This window comes from Sulfitobacter sp. IGS-18 (assembly GCF_059628195.1).
Window position 1 is genome coordinate 470,281 of the sequence record NZ_JCAQIH010000002.1, and the last position, 20,166, is coordinate 490,446.

The 20,166-nt window shown below is 58.7% G+C and carries 18 protein-coding genes and 1 pseudogene; 13 read left to right on the forward strand and 6 right to left on the reverse strand.

The window, feature by feature from the left end:
- Positions 1-95 precede the first annotated feature (95 nt).
- Positions 96-992, forward strand: a complete 897-nt coding sequence (locus ACWNZ3_RS20435) for a LysR family transcriptional regulator (protein ID WP_269367507.1) — start codon at positions 96-98, stop codon at positions 990-992.
- Between the two features lie 1,728 nt (positions 993-2,720).
- Here the strand turns inward: ACWNZ3_RS20435 and ACWNZ3_RS20440 are convergent.
- On the reverse strand, positions 2,721-3,755 hold the full coding sequence (locus tag ACWNZ3_RS20440) for a replication initiation protein (RefSeq protein ID WP_274575697.1): 1,035 nt from the start codon (positions 3,753-3,755) through the stop codon (positions 2,721-2,723).
- A 621-nt stretch (positions 3,756-4,376) separates the two neighbouring features.
- Between ACWNZ3_RS20440 and ACWNZ3_RS20445 the strand changes: the two genes are divergently transcribed.
- The 3 genes and pseudogenes from ACWNZ3_RS20445 to ACWNZ3_RS20455 form a co-directional block, all read left to right on the forward strand.
- Positions 4,377-5,570, forward strand: coding sequence for an AAA family ATPase (locus ACWNZ3_RS20445; RefSeq protein WP_114276624.1), 1,194 nt, complete (start codon positions 4,377-4,379; stop codon positions 5,568-5,570).
- A complete protein-coding gene (locus tag ACWNZ3_RS20450; protein WP_269367503.1) occupies positions 5,567-6,538 on the forward strand; it encodes a ParB/RepB/Spo0J family partition protein in 972 nt (323 codons plus the stop codon). Before ACWNZ3_RS20445 ends, ACWNZ3_RS20450 begins: the two co-directional genes overlap by 4 nt.
- A gap of 391 nt (positions 6,539-6,929) precedes the next feature.
- Positions 6,930-7,067: pseudogene (locus ACWNZ3_RS20455) on the forward strand (IS5/IS1182 family transposase); the annotation flags it as partial.
- Positions 7,068-7,115: 48 nt separating this feature from the next.
- On the opposite strand, the gene ACWNZ3_RS20460 reads toward ACWNZ3_RS20455, so the two are convergent.
- Positions 7,116-7,562, reverse strand: a complete 447-nt coding sequence (locus tag ACWNZ3_RS20460) for an SRPBCC domain-containing protein (protein WP_269367502.1) — start codon at positions 7,560-7,562, stop codon at positions 7,116-7,118.
- Between the two features lie 48 nt (positions 7,563-7,610).
- On the opposite strand from ACWNZ3_RS20460, the gene ACWNZ3_RS20465 reads away from it, so the two are divergent.
- Positions 7,611-7,973, forward strand: coding sequence for an ArsR/SmtB family transcription factor (locus tag ACWNZ3_RS20465; RefSeq protein ID WP_496902091.1), 363 nt, complete (start codon positions 7,611-7,613; stop codon positions 7,971-7,973).
- Positions 7,974-8,007: 34 nt separating this feature from the next.
- On the forward strand, positions 8,008-8,319 hold the full coding sequence (locus tag ACWNZ3_RS20470; protein ID WP_496902092.1) for an ArsR/SmtB family transcription factor: 312 nt from the start codon (positions 8,008-8,010) through the stop codon (positions 8,317-8,319).
- Positions 8,320-8,467: 148 nt separating this feature from the next.
- Here the strand turns inward: ACWNZ3_RS20470 and ACWNZ3_RS20475 are convergent, their stop codons facing one another.
- The 4 genes from ACWNZ3_RS20475 to ACWNZ3_RS20490 form a co-directional block, all read right to left on the reverse strand.
- Positions 8,468-9,097 carry a sulfotransferase family 2 domain-containing protein gene (locus tag ACWNZ3_RS20475; protein ID WP_496902093.1) on the reverse strand — a complete coding sequence of 210 codons (630 nt, stop codon included), beginning with the start codon at positions 9,095-9,097 and terminating at the stop codon, positions 8,468-8,470.
- Between the two features lie 122 nt (positions 9,098-9,219).
- Positions 9,220-10,221 carry a hypothetical protein gene (locus tag ACWNZ3_RS20480; RefSeq protein ID WP_269367498.1) on the reverse strand — a complete coding sequence of 334 codons (1,002 nt, stop codon included), beginning with the start codon at positions 10,219-10,221 and terminating at the stop codon, positions 9,220-9,222.
- On the reverse strand, positions 10,222-11,070 hold the full coding sequence (locus ACWNZ3_RS20485; protein WP_496902094.1) for a glycosyltransferase family protein: 849 nt from the start codon (positions 11,068-11,070) through the stop codon (positions 10,222-10,224).
- Between the two features lie 446 nt (positions 11,071-11,516).
- Positions 11,517-12,539, reverse strand: coding sequence for a LacI family DNA-binding transcriptional regulator (locus tag ACWNZ3_RS20490; RefSeq protein WP_114276639.1), 1,023 nt, complete (start codon positions 12,537-12,539; stop codon positions 11,517-11,519).
- Between the two features lie 182 nt (positions 12,540-12,721).
- Here ACWNZ3_RS20490 and ACWNZ3_RS20495 point away from each other — a divergent pair, with 182 nt between their 5' ends.
- From ACWNZ3_RS20495 to ACWNZ3_RS20525, 7 genes are all read left to right on the forward strand, one after another.
- Positions 12,722-14,044: an ABC transporter substrate-binding protein gene (locus tag ACWNZ3_RS20495; protein ID WP_496902095.1), complete on the forward strand. Its 1,323-nt coding sequence runs from the start codon at positions 12,722-12,724 to the stop codon at positions 14,042-14,044.
- 123 nt (positions 14,045-14,167) lie between these two features.
- Positions 14,168-15,115 (forward strand): carbohydrate ABC transporter permease, encoded by a 948-nt coding sequence (locus tag ACWNZ3_RS20500; protein ID WP_269367495.1) that lies wholly within the window; start codon positions 14,168-14,170, stop codon positions 15,113-15,115.
- A complete protein-coding gene (locus ACWNZ3_RS20505; RefSeq protein WP_274575708.1) occupies positions 15,112-16,050 on the forward strand; it encodes a carbohydrate ABC transporter permease in 939 nt (312 codons plus the stop codon). The genes ACWNZ3_RS20500 and ACWNZ3_RS20505 overlap by 4 nt, the downstream gene beginning before the upstream one ends.
- Entirely contained in the window at positions 16,047-16,349 is a 303-nt protein-coding gene (locus ACWNZ3_RS20510; RefSeq protein WP_496902314.1) for a hypothetical protein, read from the forward strand. The genes ACWNZ3_RS20505 and ACWNZ3_RS20510 overlap by 4 nt, the downstream gene beginning before the upstream one ends.
- Before the next feature lie 4 nt (positions 16,350-16,353).
- On the forward strand, positions 16,354-17,451 hold the full coding sequence (locus ACWNZ3_RS20515) for an ABC transporter ATP-binding protein (protein ID WP_496902096.1): 1,098 nt from the start codon (positions 16,354-16,356) through the stop codon (positions 17,449-17,451).
- Entirely contained in the window at positions 17,444-18,439 is a 996-nt protein-coding gene (locus ACWNZ3_RS20520; RefSeq protein WP_269367491.1) for an ABC transporter ATP-binding protein, read from the forward strand. Before ACWNZ3_RS20515 ends, ACWNZ3_RS20520 begins: the two co-directional genes overlap by 8 nt.
- A gap of 11 nt (positions 18,440-18,450) precedes the next feature.
- On the forward strand, positions 18,451-20,073 hold the full coding sequence (locus ACWNZ3_RS20525; RefSeq protein WP_496902097.1) for a dihydroxyacetone kinase subunit DhaK: 1,623 nt from the start codon (positions 18,451-18,453) through the stop codon (positions 20,071-20,073).
- Positions 20,074-20,166 lie beyond the last annotated feature (93 nt).

A 20,166-nucleotide genomic window follows, 5' to 3' on the forward strand; every position in this document is an offset into this window, starting at 1 on the left:
GGGGCATCCTCCTTGGATGGTGACACTATTACGAAGAATGTCTTCACAAAAGCGCGTAATTCTGGTTATTAGATTTAGCAAAACTGGATTTGATTATGGACACCCGTCAGCTTAAGACCCTTTTGGCCATTCATTCGCATGGCACTTTTGCGCAGGCTGCGGACGTTGTCGGCCTGACGCCTTCGGCGGTCAGCCAACAGGTTCATGCCCTGGAGGATGAACTTCAGGTGACCATCTTTGACCGCAGCACCCGTCCGCCACGCATCACGCCCGAGGGTCTTCAGGTTGTTGAAATGGCACGAGATATCTTGCGCCGTGAAGATGATACAAAGGCCAGCCTGCGCGGCGATCAGATCGCTGGAACGTTGATGCTGGGGTCAGTCCGGTCAAGTGCGCTGAACCTGCTTCCGCGGGCGCTGGTGCAAATGCGTCTGCGGTATCCGGATCTCAAACCGAACCTGCGGGTATCGCTCTCGTCCACACTAATTGCGGATGTGGCGGCGGGGAGGCTCGACGCGGCCATCGTCGCCGAACATGTCGGATTTCCGAACGCCCTGCGCTGGAGCCCCTTCCTGCGCGAACCGCTCTGGCTGATCGCACCTCCGGGGACGAAGTCCCACGATCCAATCCAGTTGCTGAACACCCGCCCCTATATCCGCTTTCGAAGCGCTGTCCCGCTGGCCAATCTGATCGACACTGAACTGTCCCGCCTGGGCGTCGTGACGCACGATGTCGCCGAGATCGACACTATTGGGTCCATCGTCACCGGGGTGCGGCAAGGCCTGGGAATCTCGGTGGTGCCGCATGTGGCGCTTCAGGAACCCGAGGATCTGGGCCTGACCCGCCTGCCCTTCGGCAACCCGCAGGTGGTCCGCCAGATCGGCATTGTCGAGCGCACCGCAACGCCGCGCGCAGAAATCATCGCGCTGCTGCATGCCGTCCTGGCGGACCTCTGCGGAGACTACGGTGTGGACCGTCGGCCCCGATCCTGACCGCGCGTTCACGACGGTCTCGCAATGACAACAGGCCGAACGGTTTTTCTCAGATCAAGGCGGGCAGATACGCGACCACACAATATCCGCCTGATGCAACACTGGCCGGATGAGGCAGTAATCAAACACGAATCCCATGGTCGATACGTGACTAGAAAAAATCAAACGCCCAATAACCCCTCGATGAAATCCTCCTGCCGGTCGAGCGCAGCTACCCATTTCTTCGGCACGGCGGCTTCCCGTTCGAGCGTCTCCGGCTCTGGTTGCCCGTGCAGGGTGATATAGCGCTTGAGCCCTGCCCCGTTCTCTGCACTTTTGCGGCCCTCCGGTCCGTAAATTCCGATCTAGCGAAGCCAGCGACTGCGCGATCATCGCAACGCGGCCGCCATGCGTCGCCAGGCGAGGCAGATTTCACCGGGCGGTCCGGGTCAATGCCGGGCCGCAATAGATGCACCACATCGCGCAACTCCGCTTCCCGCGCCGGCCTTCCGGTCCAGAGAACGCGACACGAACCACCCAAGCGCGCCGCGCGCGCCTATTCCGCAACACGGCGTGGGGGAGGTCAACTCGGCTTAACACAAGATGCAAGTGGTTCAGCACCGCGCTCGACAAAAACACAACATCTTCAGGGGTTGCAGCACACACGGAGGTGACCCGGGCTGGCATCCGAGGTAAAGTGTCGAGGTCGTTGGTGTGATCCGATCGGGTAGAAGTCTCGCCTAACGCCACACTAACGCGGCGCTTTCTACCAGACTACGGCCATATAACCGCCCTGCCCTGTTGTTCTGCGCTGAGTCCAATAAGTTTGCCTTAAAGGTCTTTTATATCGGGTCTGTCGTAGAACTATTAAATCTTGGTGTTCATCGCCAGATGTCGACAGATCCCAAAAAACCTGCGTCTTCCGAGAGCGCCCCGACCCCCTCGCCTGAGAGAATCGGGAATGGACGCCGGTGTCGCTGTAGCTGATATCCATTACCTACATCGGCCCCGCCGGTGCCTAATGAAATTGGCCAGTAGCCGCCGTCACGCCAAGTGACAACACCAATCAAGGCGATCTTCCTCAGGCCTTCAGCTGTTTGCCGAAGCCCGGACAAACGCGCGCCGGTCGTTATGGATGATTGGCCAAATGCCACAAAACGTTTCTCGGTGCAGCGATCGCGGAGCGGCCTGGTATCAGCTCGGACACAACGCGCATGGAAGGCAGGAGACCTCGTTTGGGGGGGGCAGTCAACGTTGTTGCAATCTCGTCGGCAGACCACTACGGCGCGACCCGAGCCAGACCACCGGAACGCAAGTGGTCCCGAGAGTGGTTATTGCGACGGAGTGGCGATAGCGTTCGGCCCCTAGGCTCGCTTGATCAGCTTCTGTTTGGGCGGGTCGGGCCTACGACGGGCGGCTGCAAGATTGCCGAACAAAGGTGGCGTCAGAGCTGTGATAAACGGTCGCAAGTCGTCTGATATCAATTGCGCCAGCAAGGTTCTGGCAAGCGCGATCACACGGCGCTGTCGGTCGCCGGCGCGGGGGTAAAGCTAGATATGAAACTGCACAACGCACCCGAGGTGGCGCGCCTCTCCTTCGCTTCAGATCTCACAGTTGACCTTCTTCCTCGGGGCATCCGGGTCAACGTTGTGAGCCCCTGCCCTTTCGCAAAGCTACGACCGCACTGTCCCGCGAAATTGCCAATTGGCAATAATCCGTTTTCCTCAATAGATGCAGGTGGTTACCAATCTAGATCGGATTGGCTTCGGCAAACTTGCGAAAGAACGCCAGGAACGCTCTGTCGGGGTCTGCCGCCGGCTCCTTATCCTGCGCCCAGCTGCGCCACTCTCCTTCGACGTGATAGATGTCATAGCCCGGATGCCGCAGCTTGGCGGTTTCATAGGTCTGCGTCTTGAGCGCTGCGCCCTGCCGGTCAAGCCATGCGGGCCGGGGTTTTGGCGCGGCGGCCGGGGCCGGTTCGACCTCTTCGGTCCGCCCCTCGGCACGGGCGCGGCGGCCCGGCGAGGCGAATTGCAACGCTCGCTCAACTTTGCCCGTGGCCTCGCCATCCTTGCGCCACCAGCGCAGCTCCACATGGGTGACACTGCGCCCCGTCTTGATCGGCGCAACCTCGACCATATAGTCGGACAGCGCCGATACCTCCTCCACCGCCGGATCAATCGCGCGCATCCGCAGGTTCGACCAGGAGGTCAACTTGCCCTTCGGCACCCCCAACACCCCGCGCAACGCGTCCAGGGTGAATTTCTCCGAGGAGCGCCAGCGCAGGTTCCCGCGTTTTTGCACCATCTCATAAAGTGTCAGCGCGTATTTGGAGCTGAGCGCAAACATAACCTCGCGCTGAAGCCGGGCAAAAATCGTCGAGTTAGAGATGATCTTGCGCAGGCGTGGCGGGATCTCATATTCCAGCAACCCGTCCGAGCGCGCCATCTCAAGGTTGCCGCCCAACAGCTGCACCCGCTCGATGGCGGGCTTGCCCTCCCAGACCGCCTCCACCTTCACGATGGCGGCCATCAGGCGTTCGATGCTTTCGCCGACCCGGTCGTTGGAATTATGCGACCCACGCAGCTCCGACTTTGCGATTACATGCAACACCGGCTTGTCGATCGCCTCCCAGGCGTTCTCAAGAAGCTGGTTATAGATGCGCCGATCCGTCAGGGTCAGCGGCGTCACCTCGATCAGGTCGACAAGCTCGCCTGGTTTGACCAGCGATTCCCGGCTTGGCCGGGCGTCGACGGTGCGGTAAGGTTTGGTTGGCTTGGCCATGCTGCGCGATTCCGTACCTCTTTTTCTTACATTTGTATCGGCAAGAATGTAATTTGACAAGAAGCGGGTTCCAGGGACACCACCCGAAATGTAAGCCAATCGGCAGGTCGGCAAGACACAGCCGAATCACATGTGCCTGCAAATCAAGGGTTTTAGAGCCCCCCGATTCGCCGCCGAAGGCGACACCCGAAACGTAAGATTTAGCCCACCAATATGTAACGTGAACCCACCCGATCCGTAAGGCCAGCAATCCCGGAATGTAATCCAAACCATCCCGATATGTAGTCTGTTACAGGGGAATCCGCATGATTTTCAGGGTGATCATTGCCGGGAACATAAGAATCCCAGAATCAAGAATAGGGTTGGTTTCTTCAATTTGGTGATTCTGGTTTGGCGCATTTGGCTGCGTCAGCCTTCCAAATCTTACCTTTGGGGCGCGCTGAAGGGGTTCAGCGCACTGATCTCCGAACTTGCGGGTTTGCCTCATGCACTTCCGGTGCTGGCGGCACATTAGGCCAAGGTTCGGTTTATTTGGCACAGCAGCCAAATATTCGCACTTGAGCAGAAGCGCCTGAAGGTGCATGTTCCTTGCAAAGAATAACAAAGAGCATCGCATATACCATGCAGGATTTTCCGGTCTCCCTCGAAGAAATAGACAACCTTGCCCGCCGCGCCGACACGGTGATCCGGCGCTTGCGTGAACGGGTCTTTGCCCCAGGCGCGCAAAAGGCCCTTTCGGTGCGGTTCAATGTCCGCACTGCGGCGGAGATGGCCGGGCGCACGGAAAAGGCGGTGCGTGACGCAGAAGGTGATGGCAGGCTGCCGACGCCGGAAAAAGACCCTAACACGGGCCGCAGAACCGGTTACAGCCTGGAGGAAGTGAACCGGATGCGGGAGGTGTTCGGCACCCTGCCCCGCCGCGCGGCGGAAGATCCGGCAACCGTCCTTGCCGTGCAGAACTTCAAGGGTGGCGTGGGCAAGTCAACCGTTGTGGTGCATCTGGCGCAATACCTCGCGCTGCGCGGTTACCGCGTCTGCGTGATTGATTGTGACAGTCAGGGGTCCACCACCTCGATCTTCGGGCTGAACCCGGATGTGGATGTGGATGAGGACGAAGACACGCTTTATCCCTTCTTCCGCCACGGCGGGCCAACCAGCCTGCATTACGCACTGCGCGCCACCTATTGGCCGGGCATCGCGATGATCCCCGCGAACCTTGGCCTTTATGATGCGGAATATGAATTTGCCGCCCGCATGGTGCGCGAGCAAAGCTTTGTCCTGGACCGGCTTCGCCACGGGATAGAGACGATTTCGGATCAGTTCGATGTGATCCTGCTGGACCCGCCGCCAGCGCTTGGGATGATCTCGCTTTCCGTGCTGCGGGCGGCCAATGCGCTGCTGATTCCGGCGCCACCCAACAACATTGATTTCGGTTCTACCGCGCATTTCCTCAAGATGATGGGCGCCACCCTGAACGAGCTGGCTGAACACGGCGGTGCGCGTGGCTATCATTTTGTTAAGATTCTTGCGACCAAGATGAACGATCAGAAAAGCGCGCATCAGGCGATCAAGCGGGTGATGGAGGCGGTGTTCCCCCATGACCTGATGCAATCGGTGCTGAAAGACAGCGCCGAGATCGACAATGCCACCGCCAATCTGATGACCGTCTACGAGATGACCGGTGCTGCGACCCGGACAGACACGCACAAGCGGTGCAGGGTCTATCTGGACGCGGTGGGCCGGGAGGTTGAAACCCTGATCCGCAAGACATGGCCCAGCCATCACGCGGCATTGAGGAAGGAAGGCATATTGTGAGCAAGCGGCATGATGCAGTTTTTGACGACGTATTGAAGGACCTGGGCGATGACACGCCGGCCCGCGACCGATCCGGTGCGCGGTTTCTCAAACGGTCGAACACGATGGCAGAGCAGGCCGGCGGCCAGCGCCAGGAAAAGGTGCTGCGCCTGGTGGACCCGGCCAGATGCGTGATGTGGGAAGGTCATAACCGGGCCTATGACCTGCTGACCGAGGACAATTGCCGCGATCTGATCGACGGTATTCTCAGCCAGGGACAGCAGGAATTCCCGGCAATTGTGCGCCGCCGTGCGGAAGGGCAGGGGGCAGAATACGAAGTGATCTGCGGCGCGCGTCGGCACTTCGCGGTGTGCTGGCTGCGGGCCAACAATTATCCCAAATTCGAGTATCTGATCGAGGAACGGGATCTGACGGATGAGGAGGCCTTTCGTCTTGCCGATATCGAGAACCGGGACCGGGAGGATATTTCGGATCTGGAGCGCGCGCGCGATTATGCAAAGGCGGTAGAGGCCTACTATGGCGGCCGGCAGAATGTGATGGCGGAACGGTTGCAGGTGTCTGCGGGCTGGTTGTCGCGTTACCTGCAACTGGCCAAGCTGGACGACCGGATTGTCAGGGCCTTCCCCAGCATCCGCGAGGTCAAGGAACTGCATGCCCGTCAGCTGAAACCGCTGATGGCCACGGCAGAGCAAAGCGACGCGGTGCTGAGGGAAGCCGATGCGATTGCGGCTGAAGAGGCCAATGTGCCAACAGCAAAGGTGATGGCGCGTTTGCGGGCAGCCGCGCTTCCCAGGAAGGAACGCCAGGCCGCCGACGAGATCTATCGGAAGCATCCGGAAGGGCAGGGGGTGCAGGTGCGCCGCAAGGGTCGGCGTATCCAGCTTGAGTTCGACAAGGATCTGAAGGGAGACAACCTGCGCGTGGCTTTGATGGCCTTCATGAAGGCGCATGAAGCCGGAAAATCCTGATTGCCAATTGGCAATATCCGCGTAAACGGTTTGTTTTCAGTAGCTTAATCTCACTCCAGCCCCTCAGCATGTCAGGCGGTTCGGGCAATTGCCGAAGACGATCCGGCAGCGGCTTATCGGACACAACTGGGGGCCGAAAGGTGGGGCGGTTGTGAGCCATATTTTGATGAAAAGCGCCGCCGTCAAATGGACTTGTCGCATGAAACGCCGACCCGCTGATTTGCGAGGCGACCTGGGTATTCTACCGCAACTGCCCGCCCGGGTCACTTGGGGCGGTTCGGAAAGCCCTGAAACTGTGGCGTATTTATCCGGGGCTGCGTTGGGCCATCTGGATATTGAGCCGTGAAGCGAGGAGACGCCCCCTGGGGTTGTCGGGCGCGGGGCAGGGGGTGGCGCCGACGACACGCGTCGCTGCCACAAGGCCGTCATCGAGCACGACGCGGTTCCAATCGTCCCGATCCGCAAGAACGGGCGGCTATGGAAGGATGACTGCCCCGCGGCACGCGCCCGGAACGACACCTTGATGGCAATGTTTTTTCCGGCTTCCATGTCATGTTACTCCTTCCTGAAGGGCGGGCTACTTGTAAAATCCGTCCCGCAGCCTGATGCCATGCTCCAGCCAGGCTTTCATGGCGCAAAGCATCCCCGTCCATCCTTCGCAATTGCCGAAGCAGGAGGTCAGGCCGGCCTCGGTCTCGGGCCAGCCGAATTCGCTGATCCGCACCAGCGTGCGTCCATCTTCCAGCGGGCTGAACTCCATGGTGACAGTTGTCCAGGTGGCAGTTGCCTTGGCCGTCTCCCATTGCAGCACGATCTTTTTGTTGGTGACGACCTCCTGCACCAGGACGGGGAAGGCGCCGGGAAAGTCGTGGAAGTCCCAGGTCACCTCGGCGCCGGTTTCCAACCGGCCCCGCGCCCCGCCCGTGGTGAAGTAATTCGACAGGCGCTCAGGTGCGACCACCGCCTCGAACACGTCCTCGACCGGTTTGGCGATGCGCCCGGCCACGGTGAACTTCAACTCCATGGTACGAATCCTCTTTGCTTTCCGCCATTAATGTTATAAAAATATAACATGTCAATGGAAGATAAATTTGACGCCTTGTTCAAGGCGCTTGGCCATCGGGTGCGACGTCAGATACTCGACCTGATCAAGGATGGTCCGAAGACCACCGGCGCCCTTTGCGAAACGCTGACAGATATCGACCGCTGCACGGTGATGCAGCACCTCTCCGTGTTGGAGAAGGCCGGGCTGGTGGTTGTCGAACGGCGCGGCCGGGAACGCTGGAACCACCTCGACGCCCTTCCGATCCACGACGTTCAGAAACGCTGGATCGGCCCATACGCTGCGCATGCGGTCGGGATGCTTGAGGAGCTGGAGGCGCTGGCAAAAATCGACGCATCACCGCAGGAGACTGCCGAAAAGAGCAATGCCTGAAACAGGGAGGCGGCTCCGATCTGTCCCCCCTTGCATGCGCCATTCCTCGTCCTCGTTTTTCCAGGGCGCTTGCCGACCCGACCCGACGCGCCGGGCAATCATTGCGCGTCTGGCGACAGGCGAGACTTCGGTCGGGGAAATTGCCCGGCCCTTTGCCATGGGCCAGCCGGCTGTTTCGCACCACCTTAAGGTTCTTGAAGAATCCGGCCTCATCACGCGGCGCATAGACGGCACCCGTCGCCCATGCCGCCTTGCAGATGGCGCTCTTGAAGAAATCGAGGGATGGCTCTCGATGCTGCGTCGCGGACCGGAAGCCAACTTTGACCGCCTGGATGCGGTGCCGTAAAGCCCTGTCCGCGGCTTTCTACTTTCAATCCAGAGCTGACTCACATTGGTTCTGGGGCGACATCACATATGAACTGAAAGCTGTTTGAGATCCGGTGTCCGTATTTCCACTGCCAAGATCGCCAATAACTTGACGATGCCATCATGTTTCACAGCAAACGTTCAACCAGGTCGAAATCAGCTGCGAAATGGTCTTTGATGATTTCGACCGTCCTTTGGTCATCCAATGCCAATTTGCGCAACGCCGTGGAGGCGGGCGATTGGTTGAGTTTAGGCAAGTTCAACCCTTCGGGTTGGAAGTCGTATTCATCGCAAAGTGCTTTGAAGTCTTCATCAAGGTGCGTGAAGCGGATGACGTGATCGGGCATCTGAACCTTGCCATCAACCGAAATGTAGTCGGTCAGCGTAAAGCACTTTCTCATGAACGCTTCGAACTCGCCAATGTCCCATCGCGGAGGTGTTTTTTCCCAAATGCCGTCTTTTTCCACCATCCAGCGACGGGGAGAAAAGTAAAGTGAAATTGCTCTCTCTATCGGGTCGCGTACTGGCACAGCGACTTTGTAGTCATTGAATGTGGAGCCAAGCGCAGTCTTGTAGTCAGACAAAAGTGCATGCTTACGCTTTGTAAATTCACCTGAAAGGCCAAACCTGTCGATAGAGTCCTGGTACTTGTGCGCCGTCATCCGGTCGTCAGAGAAAGGCAGTAACGCAGTGGTCACGGAATTTCCGCCGGTCTTCTGGACATGGATGTAGATCAGTTTCCTAGAGACAAATATCAATGCAAAACTCCTTTGAGTGTTCGTCGGGCCTGGGATCAGCGCCTGGTGGGGTCGCCTACAATTGCCTGATGTCCCGAACCTTTCGCGCCGCTGCCATTATTGTTTGTTTCTAGGCCCAAGCGTTATTTCCCCGTAGCTTCCAGCGATAGTTCGCAGTCCGTTTTATATGCTTCATATTTTTCTGACTGCCAAACCTGCGCCAAGGTCATGCCTGGGCTTAAGGTTGTTGGAATGTCGAGCAGAGGGTCATCCGTTTGGCGCGCCAACGCTGCCAATAACTTTTCGTTGGATGGTTGATAGTCACTCTTGGTTTTCGCCAGCTGCACGTCTGAAAGAAGCCGAAGCTTAACTGCCTCTTCTGGCGGCGTATTGCGTGCGATGATCCTGCGGGCGTGGTAGGCGTCCCCGGAATAACGCCTCCCCGCTTCAAGAATATAAGCGATCTGATGCCCGCTCAGCCTGACTTGTTGGGGGTCAATCTGGGGCAAGTCGGGCAAATCGGGCAGCTGTGCCGCGGTCAGGAAGCTGCCTAGCAAGTCGTCACGCGCTTCATCGAAAAAAACGATCTGGCAGGACCCGAAATGTTGCATCCAGACTTCATAGTCCCTGAACCAGTCTGGCGCGCGGTATCGGAGCGTCGTCGGGTCTTCTAATGTAGCCAGAAAATCGGACATGCTGCCGCAAAAACTTCCGGTTTTGATCCATTGGCTATAAAGTGAAGTAATCCAGTGATCCTGCCTTCGAATGAACAAGACGACGGTCACTTCAACGTCTTGAGGCAGCATTTCCTTTAGGGTTTTCGCGTGAAAATGGCGAAAGTCTTCGGCGGATAGCACGACCGTTTCATTGTCGGGCTGCCAATTCGCCAACAACCGGTCCACTAGATTTTGCGGGTCAAGAACTGTCGGGTCAATCCTTGGAAAAGCACGTTTGAAATCATAGGTCCGTTCCTTGGACAGGCAGGCCGCAAGCAATTTGGCATTCCCCGCAATGCGTTTCACTTCGTCCAGAACAGGCACAAATATGCCTCGTGACCGGACGTAGTCTGCATCAAGTCGCAGGCGTTTTTGGATATATGTGGAACCTGTTTTGGCCGATCCAATATGAAGGACAATGCGCTTCATTCAGCCGTCAACTTTTTTGCCTACGGCATTGCGTACAAATTGCATTTTGTGCAGGTCCTCTTGAGCCATCGTCAGGTCCGCCATGGTGGGAAACGACACCCCGACCAAAATAGAATTGATCGAGGCAACTTTGTCAATCAACGCCCTGATCGCTTCAAGGTCATTAAGGTTTTGCATCACGGGTCGGATCGAAACGCCTGCGTGGGTGTGCACAACAAAGCAGGCTCCACTGAGGTAACCGCCAAAACACAGACGAAAATTGTAGTTGTTGGGGAGCGTAAAAATATCTGGCTGATGCTTCATCAAAGCTTGCTGGAACGAAGGCTGATCCATCACTTTTCCGGGGTGGTCAGCGGATGTTAGGCGGTCTTTGTAGTCGGCAAGCCAACTGTCCATGACATCGCGCTGGCTGCCGTTCAGGAACACCACACCAGAATTGAGTTTCCAGCGCCTGCTCCATTCTTCCTTGACCGCGGCGTCCATACTGCAAACGCTCTGGCGGTATGGCGGCTGGCACGCGGCTATGTCAAAGGGCCCAAAATCAAATACTCTTGCCAGATCACCCAAGATAAAAGTGTCTGTGTCCAGAAACACTGTCTTCTCAAAAGGTGACGCAGCGATGGCCTCCAACTTTTGAAGTTTGGGATGGTCGCGCGGCACATCGGTCACAATCACTTCAGAGAATGGTGACCAGGAAGGCTCCGCCAATCTGTCCGCCAACACGCGTGAATTCGAGTGTAAGACAATTGGTTCTTTGCTGTGTTGCCTCAAACTGAATGCGGATATCATCGCCTCAGCGTGGTACAGCGGTGTCTCTATGTCTTCATCAAATGCACTGTAAATAAACACTCTTTTGCCTTGCTGACCGATATGATTTTGCACATGCTATGTTATAAGACCATGCGGGAAAGGACCACCAGAATCGGCACCTGAGCATTCACCATGAAGTGCCCAAATTTCCTGGACGGCATCGTCATGTTGCAACGCATCTCACCTGGCGGTAGGTGTCCTTGTAACCAAGTCCAAGCAATCTGGCGCTGTTCAGGCGGGCCGAGCGTCACCTTATCCGCGCCGAGAGTGACCATGCCACTTTGAAAAGGCAGCACGGTTATCGGCAAGGCCTCTGATCCCTGCGATCTGCAAATGCGACATTACAAAGGTTGGAGGTGATCAGCACAGTCAACCAGGTGTCCTGGGCGAGATCGCCTTTGTTCACGGTTTTACCCGGCTGGCTGCGTGAGATTATGGACGCATTGTGATGCCTGTGGCCCACATGGGCTAATGAACTTTCCCAATCACAGGTTTTCGAGAATGAGCACTTCGATACGTATGCGTTCCTGCGACGCGAGGGTGGCGCGGTTTTCGCATTTTGCCCGCAGGATCCTGATTGCGCTGCGCACCAGATGCCCGGGGTCCTGATGGATCACGGCGTCCAGTTCACCATTTTTCAGGGCCAGCTCAGTTGAGGGTGTGCGTTCGTGGGCTATCGTCACACGATCCCGGATGACACCGGCGCGGCGCCCTTTTTCCAGCGGGATGCGGGCCTCCACTCCCATGAAGTAGATGCCCAGGATGTCGCTGTGGGTTCGGATTGCATTGTGCAGGATGTTTTCCGTCCGGTCCGGATCCCCGTAGGTTTCAAGGGTCGGAAGCACCTTCAGGTTCGGATATTCCGCATTGATGATCCCATCGAAGCCAAGCCTGCGTTCGAGGCTGTCGCGCGCCTGGGTGGTTTCGGTCAGGACAAGAACCGACCCTTCCTTGTTCCCGATGAAACGGGCCATCAAGCGGCCTGCGGTTGCCCCTGCTGCCCTGTTGTCAATGCCGACAAAGCCATGTTCCCCATCGTCCTGCTGGTCGGCGACAAGCGGTATCGTCTGGATGCCACGTTCTCTCATCCTCAGCAGGGCGTCGCGGATCTGCGGGGTTTCGGGCGCCATGATGGCGACGCCGTCGACATCCTCTGCGGACAGGTTCGAGAGGTTGCGCGCAGCCTCATGCGGATCCTGATCGTCAATTCGAATGACATCCGCCTCGATCATCTCAGCACGGCTGGCGCTGTCGAATTCCGCTATTCGGTCTATGATCTCCATCAGGAATTCATCGCCTGATCGGGGCAGGGCGAATACGAACCTGTATCCTCTCTGTCGCGCCAGGGTCGCGGCAACCTGGTTCCGTTGAAACCCGATTCTTTCAATGGCGTCATTGACAGTTTTGACCGTCTTTTCCCGTACGCCGGACCGGCCATTGAGCACCCTGTCCACGGTCGCCAGACTCACGCCTGCAGCGTTGGCCAGGTCCTTTATCGTTGGTCTCATTCTGTCAAAGCTCTGATTTCATAGGATAACCACCCCATCTTTGACAATTTTGGAGGAAATCACAAGCTAAATGAGGTGCGCACCTCAAATAGTTCTTGCCTTGAGGTGCGCACCTCATTTACGCTCGGGCGAGTTAAGTCGCGGCAGGAGGGCCGTGGCGATGAAACTGGGAGGATTTCGAAATGAAGACGAAACACCTGACGACAGCTGTCCTGTCGTCACTTATCGCAAGCTCTGCCGCGACTTCGGCCCTGGCCGAGGATCTGACGCTGTGTTGGGCTGCCTGGGACCCGGCCAATGCCCTGGTCGAACTGTCCAAGAATTTCGAGGCGGAATCAGGTCACACCATGAATTTTGAATTCGTGCCCTGGACCTCATTTGCGGACCGGATGCTCAACGAGCTGAATTCAGGGGGGCAATTGTGCGATCTGATGATCGGCGACAGCCAGTGGATCGGCGGCGGTGCCGAGAACGGTCATTACGTGAAGTTGAATGAATTCTTCGAGGCCAATGGCATCGACATGGCCGATTTCATTCCGGCAACTGTCACCGGCTATGCGGAATGGCCCAAGAACACGCCGAACTATTATGCCTTGCCGGCCTTTGGGGACGTCGTTGGCTGGACCTATCGCAAGGATTGGTTCGAACGCCCGGAACTGCAGGAGGCGTTCAAGGCCAAATATGGCCGCGCGCTTGGCGTGCCGACGACATTGGAAGAGCTGAAGGAGATTGCGCAGTTCTTTCAGGGCCGGGACATTGACGGCACCACGGTTTACGGCGCCGCGATCTATACCGAGCGTGGCTCGGAAGGGATCACCATGGGGGTGACCAACGCGCTTTATAACTACGGGTTCATGTACGAGAATCCGGACAAGCCCTATGACCTGGAGGGCTATGTGAATTCCGATGGCGCTGTTGCAGCGCTGGAATTCTACAAGGATCTTTACGACACCGCGACGCCGCCGGGCTCGTCCAACTGGTACATGGGCGAGAATATCGATGCCTATAAATCAGGCCAGGTGGCGCTTCAGATGAATTTTGCCTTCATCTGGCCAGGTGTTGAAGCCGATCCGAACGTGGGCGGCGGAAAGTCGGGCTATTTCCCCAATCCGGCAGGGCCTGCGGGCCAGTTTGCGCAACTGGGCGGGCAGGGGATTTCTGTCGTGGCCTATTCGGACAAGCAGGATGCGGCGCTGGAATATATCCAGTGGTTCGCGCAGCCCGAGATTCAGGCAAAGTGGTGGGAACTGGGCGGTTACTCGGCGCTGCGCGCTGTGGTCGAAGATCCGGGGTTCGCCGAAAGCCAGCCCTACGCGCAGACCTTTCTCGACAGCATGGCAATCGTGAAAGATTTCTGGGCGGAACCGGCCTATGCGGATCTGCTGCTGGCGATGCAGGAACGTGTCCACAATTACGTGGTGGCTGGTGACGGCACCGCGAAGGAAGCGCTTGACGGTCTGGTGCGTGACTGGACCGAAGTGTTCGAGGACGAAGGCAAAATATAGGGCTCCTCCCCGTCGGTTCCCTTTGGGGGGCTGACCGCACCTGGCGGCCCGGCGGGCCGTCAGGATGCCTATGCCGAGGATATCTGGACGCCCGACTTATCCGCGCGTCAAAGGACAGGAACAATGACAGACACTTCCATCGACAAGCTCGCCCGAGCCACGCCCAAGACCGTGGCCCGCCGCATAAAGGGTCTGTCCGATCGCAGCATCGCATGGCTTTTCGTGGCTCCGACAATCTTTCTGCTGCTGGCCGTAAATATCTTTCCGCTGATCTGGACGATCAGGCTCAGCTTTACCGATTTCCGCGTGAACCGCCCGAACCGCGATGTCGAATGGGTCGGTCTGCGCAATTATGAACGGATCCTGACCGACCCGGACATCTGGGCCACGATGCAGGCAACGGCGCATTTTCTGTTCTGGACCATCGTGTTCCAGGTCCTGATCGGCTTTTTCCTGGCCTTCCTGATCAACAAGAAATTCAAGGGCAACGACCTCTGGACCACGATCATCGTCTTTCCGATGATGCTGTCGCCCGCGGTGGTCGGGAACTTCTGGACCTTCCTTTACCAACCGCAAATCGGATTGTTCAACTACGTGGTCGCGTTCTTCACCGGGGTCGACCCGGCGAGCTTTTCGATGATCGGCAGCGTGAATCTCGCGCCCTGGGCCATTGTTATCGCGGATACCTGGATGTGGTCCCCCTTTGTGATGCTGATCTGTCTGGCCGGACTGCGGTCCATTCCTGACAGCATCTATGAGGCAGCGGAATGTGATCGCGCCAGCAAGTGGCGGCAGTTCTGGACAATCACGGTGCCGATGGTGCTGCCCTTCCTGATGCTGGCCGTGCTGTTCCGCGGGATCGAGAATTTCAAGATGTTCGACCTGGTGGTGCAGCTGACCGGGGGCGGCCCGGGGAATACCACGACGCTCACGTCGATCGACCTGAAGCGGGAAGCCTTCGAAAGATGGCGCACGGGCTATTCCTCGGCCTATGCGGTGATCCTGTTCGTCACCGTCTTCGGCCTCGCCTCCATCTACGTCAAGGCATTGAACAAGGTGAAAGAACGATGAGCTATTCGATCACGGAACCTGGCAAGGGCATCAAGTGGATCGCCGGTATATTGGTCGTCTGCTATGCGCTGATTACCATCGCGCCGCTGCTGTGGATCATCGCGACGGGCTTCAAATCGGGGCCGGATTCCATCGCATATCCGCCCAAGGTGGTATTCGAGCCGACGCTCGAAGGCTATGTGAACCTGTTCACGGACCGCACCCGCGCGACCAGCGACATGCTGGAGGCCGCAGGCCCGCCCGAAACCTGGTACGAGCAGATCGCGCGGGATCAGGGCACGGTCATCACCGGTGCGTCGCGCTACGGCGAGCGGTTCCTGAACTCCATCATCATCGGTTTCGGGTCGACGGCGCTTTGCATGATCCTTGGCACTGCCGCCGCCTATGCGTTCAGCCGCTTCCGGGTGCCGCTCAAGGATGACCTTCTGTTCTTCATCTTGTCCACGCGGATGATGCCGCCAATTGCCGTGGCGATCCCGATCTTTCTGATGTTTCGGAACCTCGGCCTGAACGATACGCACCTCGGAATGATCCTGCTCTATACAGCCGTGAACCTGTCTCTGTCGGTCTGGCTTCTCAAGGGTTTCATCGACGAGATCCCCGTGGAATACGAGGAAGCGGCGCTGATCGACGGCTACACGCGGTTCCAGGCATTCTACAAGGTGGTGCTGCCGCAGGCGGCAACGGGCATCGCATCGACCGCAATATTCTGCCTGATCTTTGCGTGGAATGAATATGCCTTTGCGGTGCTGCTGACATCGGGCACGGCGCAGACGGCACCACCGTTCATCCCGACCATCATCGGCACCTCCGGCAAGGACTGGCCCGCTGTTGCAGCGGGGGCGACGATATTCCTCGTCCCGGTCATGATTTTCACGATCCTGCTGCGCAAGCACCTGCTGCGCGGGATCACATTCGGAGCCGTTCGCAAATGAGCAATTCACCCTTCGACCCCGACGAGAGCCTGACCGAAGCCCAGATGGACCGTGAGCGCAAAGGCACCCCGAAGCCGGAAGTGACCGATACGCGCGGGCAACCGGACGAAGGGTATCGCGCGCATCCCGCCGCGCGGATATTCCTCCGCGGCCCCTGGGAAATGCTGGCGACGATCCTGATCGCGGCCGGTGTGGTGATGCTGATGCAGCCATTCTTCCTGGGGCTCTACACCTATTCGTTCATCGTCACGCTGACAGGCACGGTGATGTTCATCATCGTCAGCCATTTTCCGGAGTAGTCGCATGGCACAGATACGGATTGAGAACCTGCGCAAGGATTTCGGCAGCTTCAATGCGGTGAAGTCCTCGACCTTCACGATCGAGGACGGCGAGTTCTTCATGCTTCTCGGGCCTTCGGGTTGCGGCAAGACCACGACCCTTCGCATGATGGCAGGGTTGGAATTGCCCACTTCGGGGCGCATTTTCATCGACGGCGAAGAGGTTGGCCAGAAACCGGCGAGCCAGCGGGACATTGCCTTTGTTTTCCAGATGTTCGCGCTCTACCCGCATATGAACGTGCGGGGCAACATCAGCTATCCGCTGAAAAGCCAGGGGATGCCGAGGGCAAGGATCAAGGCCAAGGTCGAGGAGGTTGCCGAAATCCTTGGCGTTACCGATATTCTGGACCGGCCCGTGGGCGGCCTGTCGGGCGGGGATCGTCAGCGGGTGGCCCTGGGACGGGCCATCGTGCGCGACCCAAAGGCGTTTCTCATGGATGAGCCGCTTGGCGCACTGGATGCCGAATTTCGCGAACGCATGTCGGAGGAATTGCGCGCCTTGCACGACAGGATGAAGGCGACAACTGTCTATGTGACCCATGATCAGCTTGAGGCGATGCAAATGGGCGACAAGATCGTGGTCATGAACCATGGGGTGGTTGAGCAGTTCGGGGTGCCGCAGGACATCTACGACTGGCCCGCGACCAGGTTCGTGGCACAGTTCATCGGCTCGCCGCCGATGAATTTTCTCGATTTCGAAGGCGTGATCGGTGCCGGTGGCGATGAGGTCCGGTTGAACGATGTCGAGGTGAAGGTTCCCCCGAGCATTGAGGGGGCCAAGGGGAAACTGACGCTGGGCGTTCGGCCCGAGCATGTGACCCTGGATGGTGACGCGCCGTACCGGGGCCGGGTGATGGCGACGGAATATCTCGGGACAACCCAGATCGTGACGCTGGACACGGCCAACGGGGCCCTCAAGGCCCGCGTCGCCAGCGCGGAACGGGTGGAGGTGGGGACAACCACAGGCCTGCGGTTCGACGCGCGGACCATTTCGCTGTTCGACCAGCAAAAAGGTCGCGCGCTGCGGTCGCAAGCCAATGCAGGAGTGCTGGACCATGGCTGAGGTCACCTTGACGGGAATTACCAAACGATATGGGAATGATGTCGCGCTGAGTGATGTCACGATGACGGTGCCCGATGGCTCATTCGTGGTGCTGCTTGGTCCCACGGGCGCGGGAAAGACGACGACACTGCGGATGGTTTCCGGGCTTGATACGCCTGATCTCGGGACGGTCATGATCGGCGGGCGCGACATGGCCGGGCTGATGCCGGCCCAGCGTGACGTGGCGATGGTGTTTCAGCAATACTCGCTCTACCCGCATCTGACGGTCCGGCAGAATCTGGAATTCCCCCTGAAATCCCCGATCTTGAAGACATCGCAGAAAGAGATCGACCGCAAGGTCGGTGAGGTGGGCGAGATGCTGCAAATCTCCCACAAGCTGGACAACAAGGCGACCGCGCTTTCGGGCGGGGAAATGCAGCGGGTTTCCATCGGGCGTGCATTGGTGCGCGATCCTGCGGTGTTCCTCATGGATGAACCGCTCAGCTCGCTGGATGCCAAGCTACGTGCCGATCTGAGGGTTGAACTGAAGTCCATTCAGGCCGATTCCGGCGCAACGCTGCTTTATGTGACCCATGACCAGATCGAGGCGATGACGATGGCCACACATGTGGGTGTGCTGGACAAGGGGCGCCTGGTGCAGTTCGGCCCACCGCGCGAAATCTACGAACAGCCGGTCAGCATCTACGCGGCAAGCAGGTTGGGCCAGCCGCGGATCAACGTGCTGCCCGCAGAGGTATTCGGCGGGGCGCCGGAGGGGGCAAAGACGATCGGGCTGAGACCGGAACAGATCCGCCAGGGCGATGGCGAGGAAAGCCGCGTCGAGCGGGTCGAGCGACTGGGCGACCAGACACGACTGCACCTGCGTTTCAAATCGCACGATATCGTCACCGTGACCGATGCGCACACAGAGCTGAAACCGGGAGATCGGGTCAAGATTCGGCCCGAGAAACCTTTTTACTTTGACGCGTCCGGCGCTCGTCTGGCCTGAGGGAGGATACCATGGCTCAATTCATCAACGAAAAGGAAGCAACCGTCACTGAGGCGATCGACGGACTTCTGCAGGCTTCTGGTGGCGAACTGGCCCGTCTCGACGGTTATCCGCACATCCGCGTGGTGGTGCGGGCGGATTGGGACAAATCAAAGGTGGCGCTGGTGTCCGGGGGCGGGTCGGGCCATGAGCCTGCCCATGCCGGGTTCGTTGGCAAGGGGATGCTGACGGCTGCGGTATGCGGGGATGTTTTTGCATCCCCCTCCGTGGATGCCGTGCTGGCGGGCATACTGGCGGTGACCGGCCCGGCCGGATGTCTGCTGATCGTCAAGAACTACACCGGCGACCGGCTGAACTTTGGCCTCGCGGCAGAACGGGCGCGGGCTTTCGGGCTCAAGGTCAACATGGTGATCGTCGATGACGACATTGCGCTGCCCGATCTTCCGCAGCCGCGGGGCGTCGCCGGCACGCTTTTCGTGCACAAGATTGCGGGCGCCCTGGCCGAAAGCGGTGAACCGCTGGACAAGATCACCTCGGCAGCCGAGCGGGTCATTGCCGGAACCAGCACCATCGGCATGTCCCTGGACACATGTACCGTGCCGGGTTCACCCAAGGAAAACCGCATCGGCGCGGGAAAGGCAGAGTTGGGACTGGGTATTCACGGGGAGGCCGGGGTTCAGCAGATCGCTTATCAGAACGCGCGGCAGGCGGTTGCTGCCGTCACCGAAAAGCTGGCAAAGGTCATGAAATCCAAGCCCCATGTCGTCTTGTTGAACAACCTTGGCGGTGCCTCGGTGCTTGAAATGTCGATCCTGGCCAATGACCTGACGCAATCGGATATTGGCAAGAACCTCAAGCTGATCGTGGGGCCCGCATCGCTGATGACCTCGCTCGACATGCGGGGCTTTTCAGTCTCTGTTTATGCATATTCGGCAGAGGACCAGGCATTGCTTGCCGCGCCTTGCAGCCCGTCGGCGTGGCCCGGCTGCAAGGCGATCAAACCCGTTTCCGTGGTGGAATTGCCCGACGGTCTGCGCCCGATCCAGCCGATCCCGTCACAGCACAAGGACACGGCCGCCTTCCTGACCAAATGCTGTCAGGTTCTGATCTCGGCGGAGGCAGACCTGAACGCGCTCGACGCGAAGTCCGGGGATGGCGATACCGGTTCGACACTGGCAGGCGCGGCGCGGGCACTGATCGACGCGCTGGACCGGATGCCGCTGGCGGACCACACGCAGCTTTTCCGGGCCATCGGTCAGGAACTGAGCCAGACGATGGGCGGGTCCTCCGGCGTATTGCTGGCAATCTTCTTTACCGCCGCGGGGGACGCGGCTTCGAGCGGGCTTGGCATGATCGCGTCACTCAAGGAGGGCCTGGCCCGCATGCAGAAGATCGGGGGCGCACAGATCGGCGACCGCACCATGGTCGATGCGCTGAAGCCCGCGCTGGACGAGTTGGAAGCCAAGGGCCTTGCCGATGCGGCCCTCGCCGCGCGGAGCGGTGCGGCTCATACCGCAACAATCACGAAGGCAAAGGCGGGGCGGGCCTCCTATATCAGTGCCGAACAATTGGACGGTCACGTGGATCCGGGGGCAGAGGCGGTTGCGCGGCTTTTTGAACAGCTCGCGACCTGACATCGTGCTTTCCTTGCCTGGTTCCGGTCAGGACGTGACGGAGATTGAAGCCGAAGGCGGTCTGGGCGATTGACGCGGCCCTGTAATGGGCCA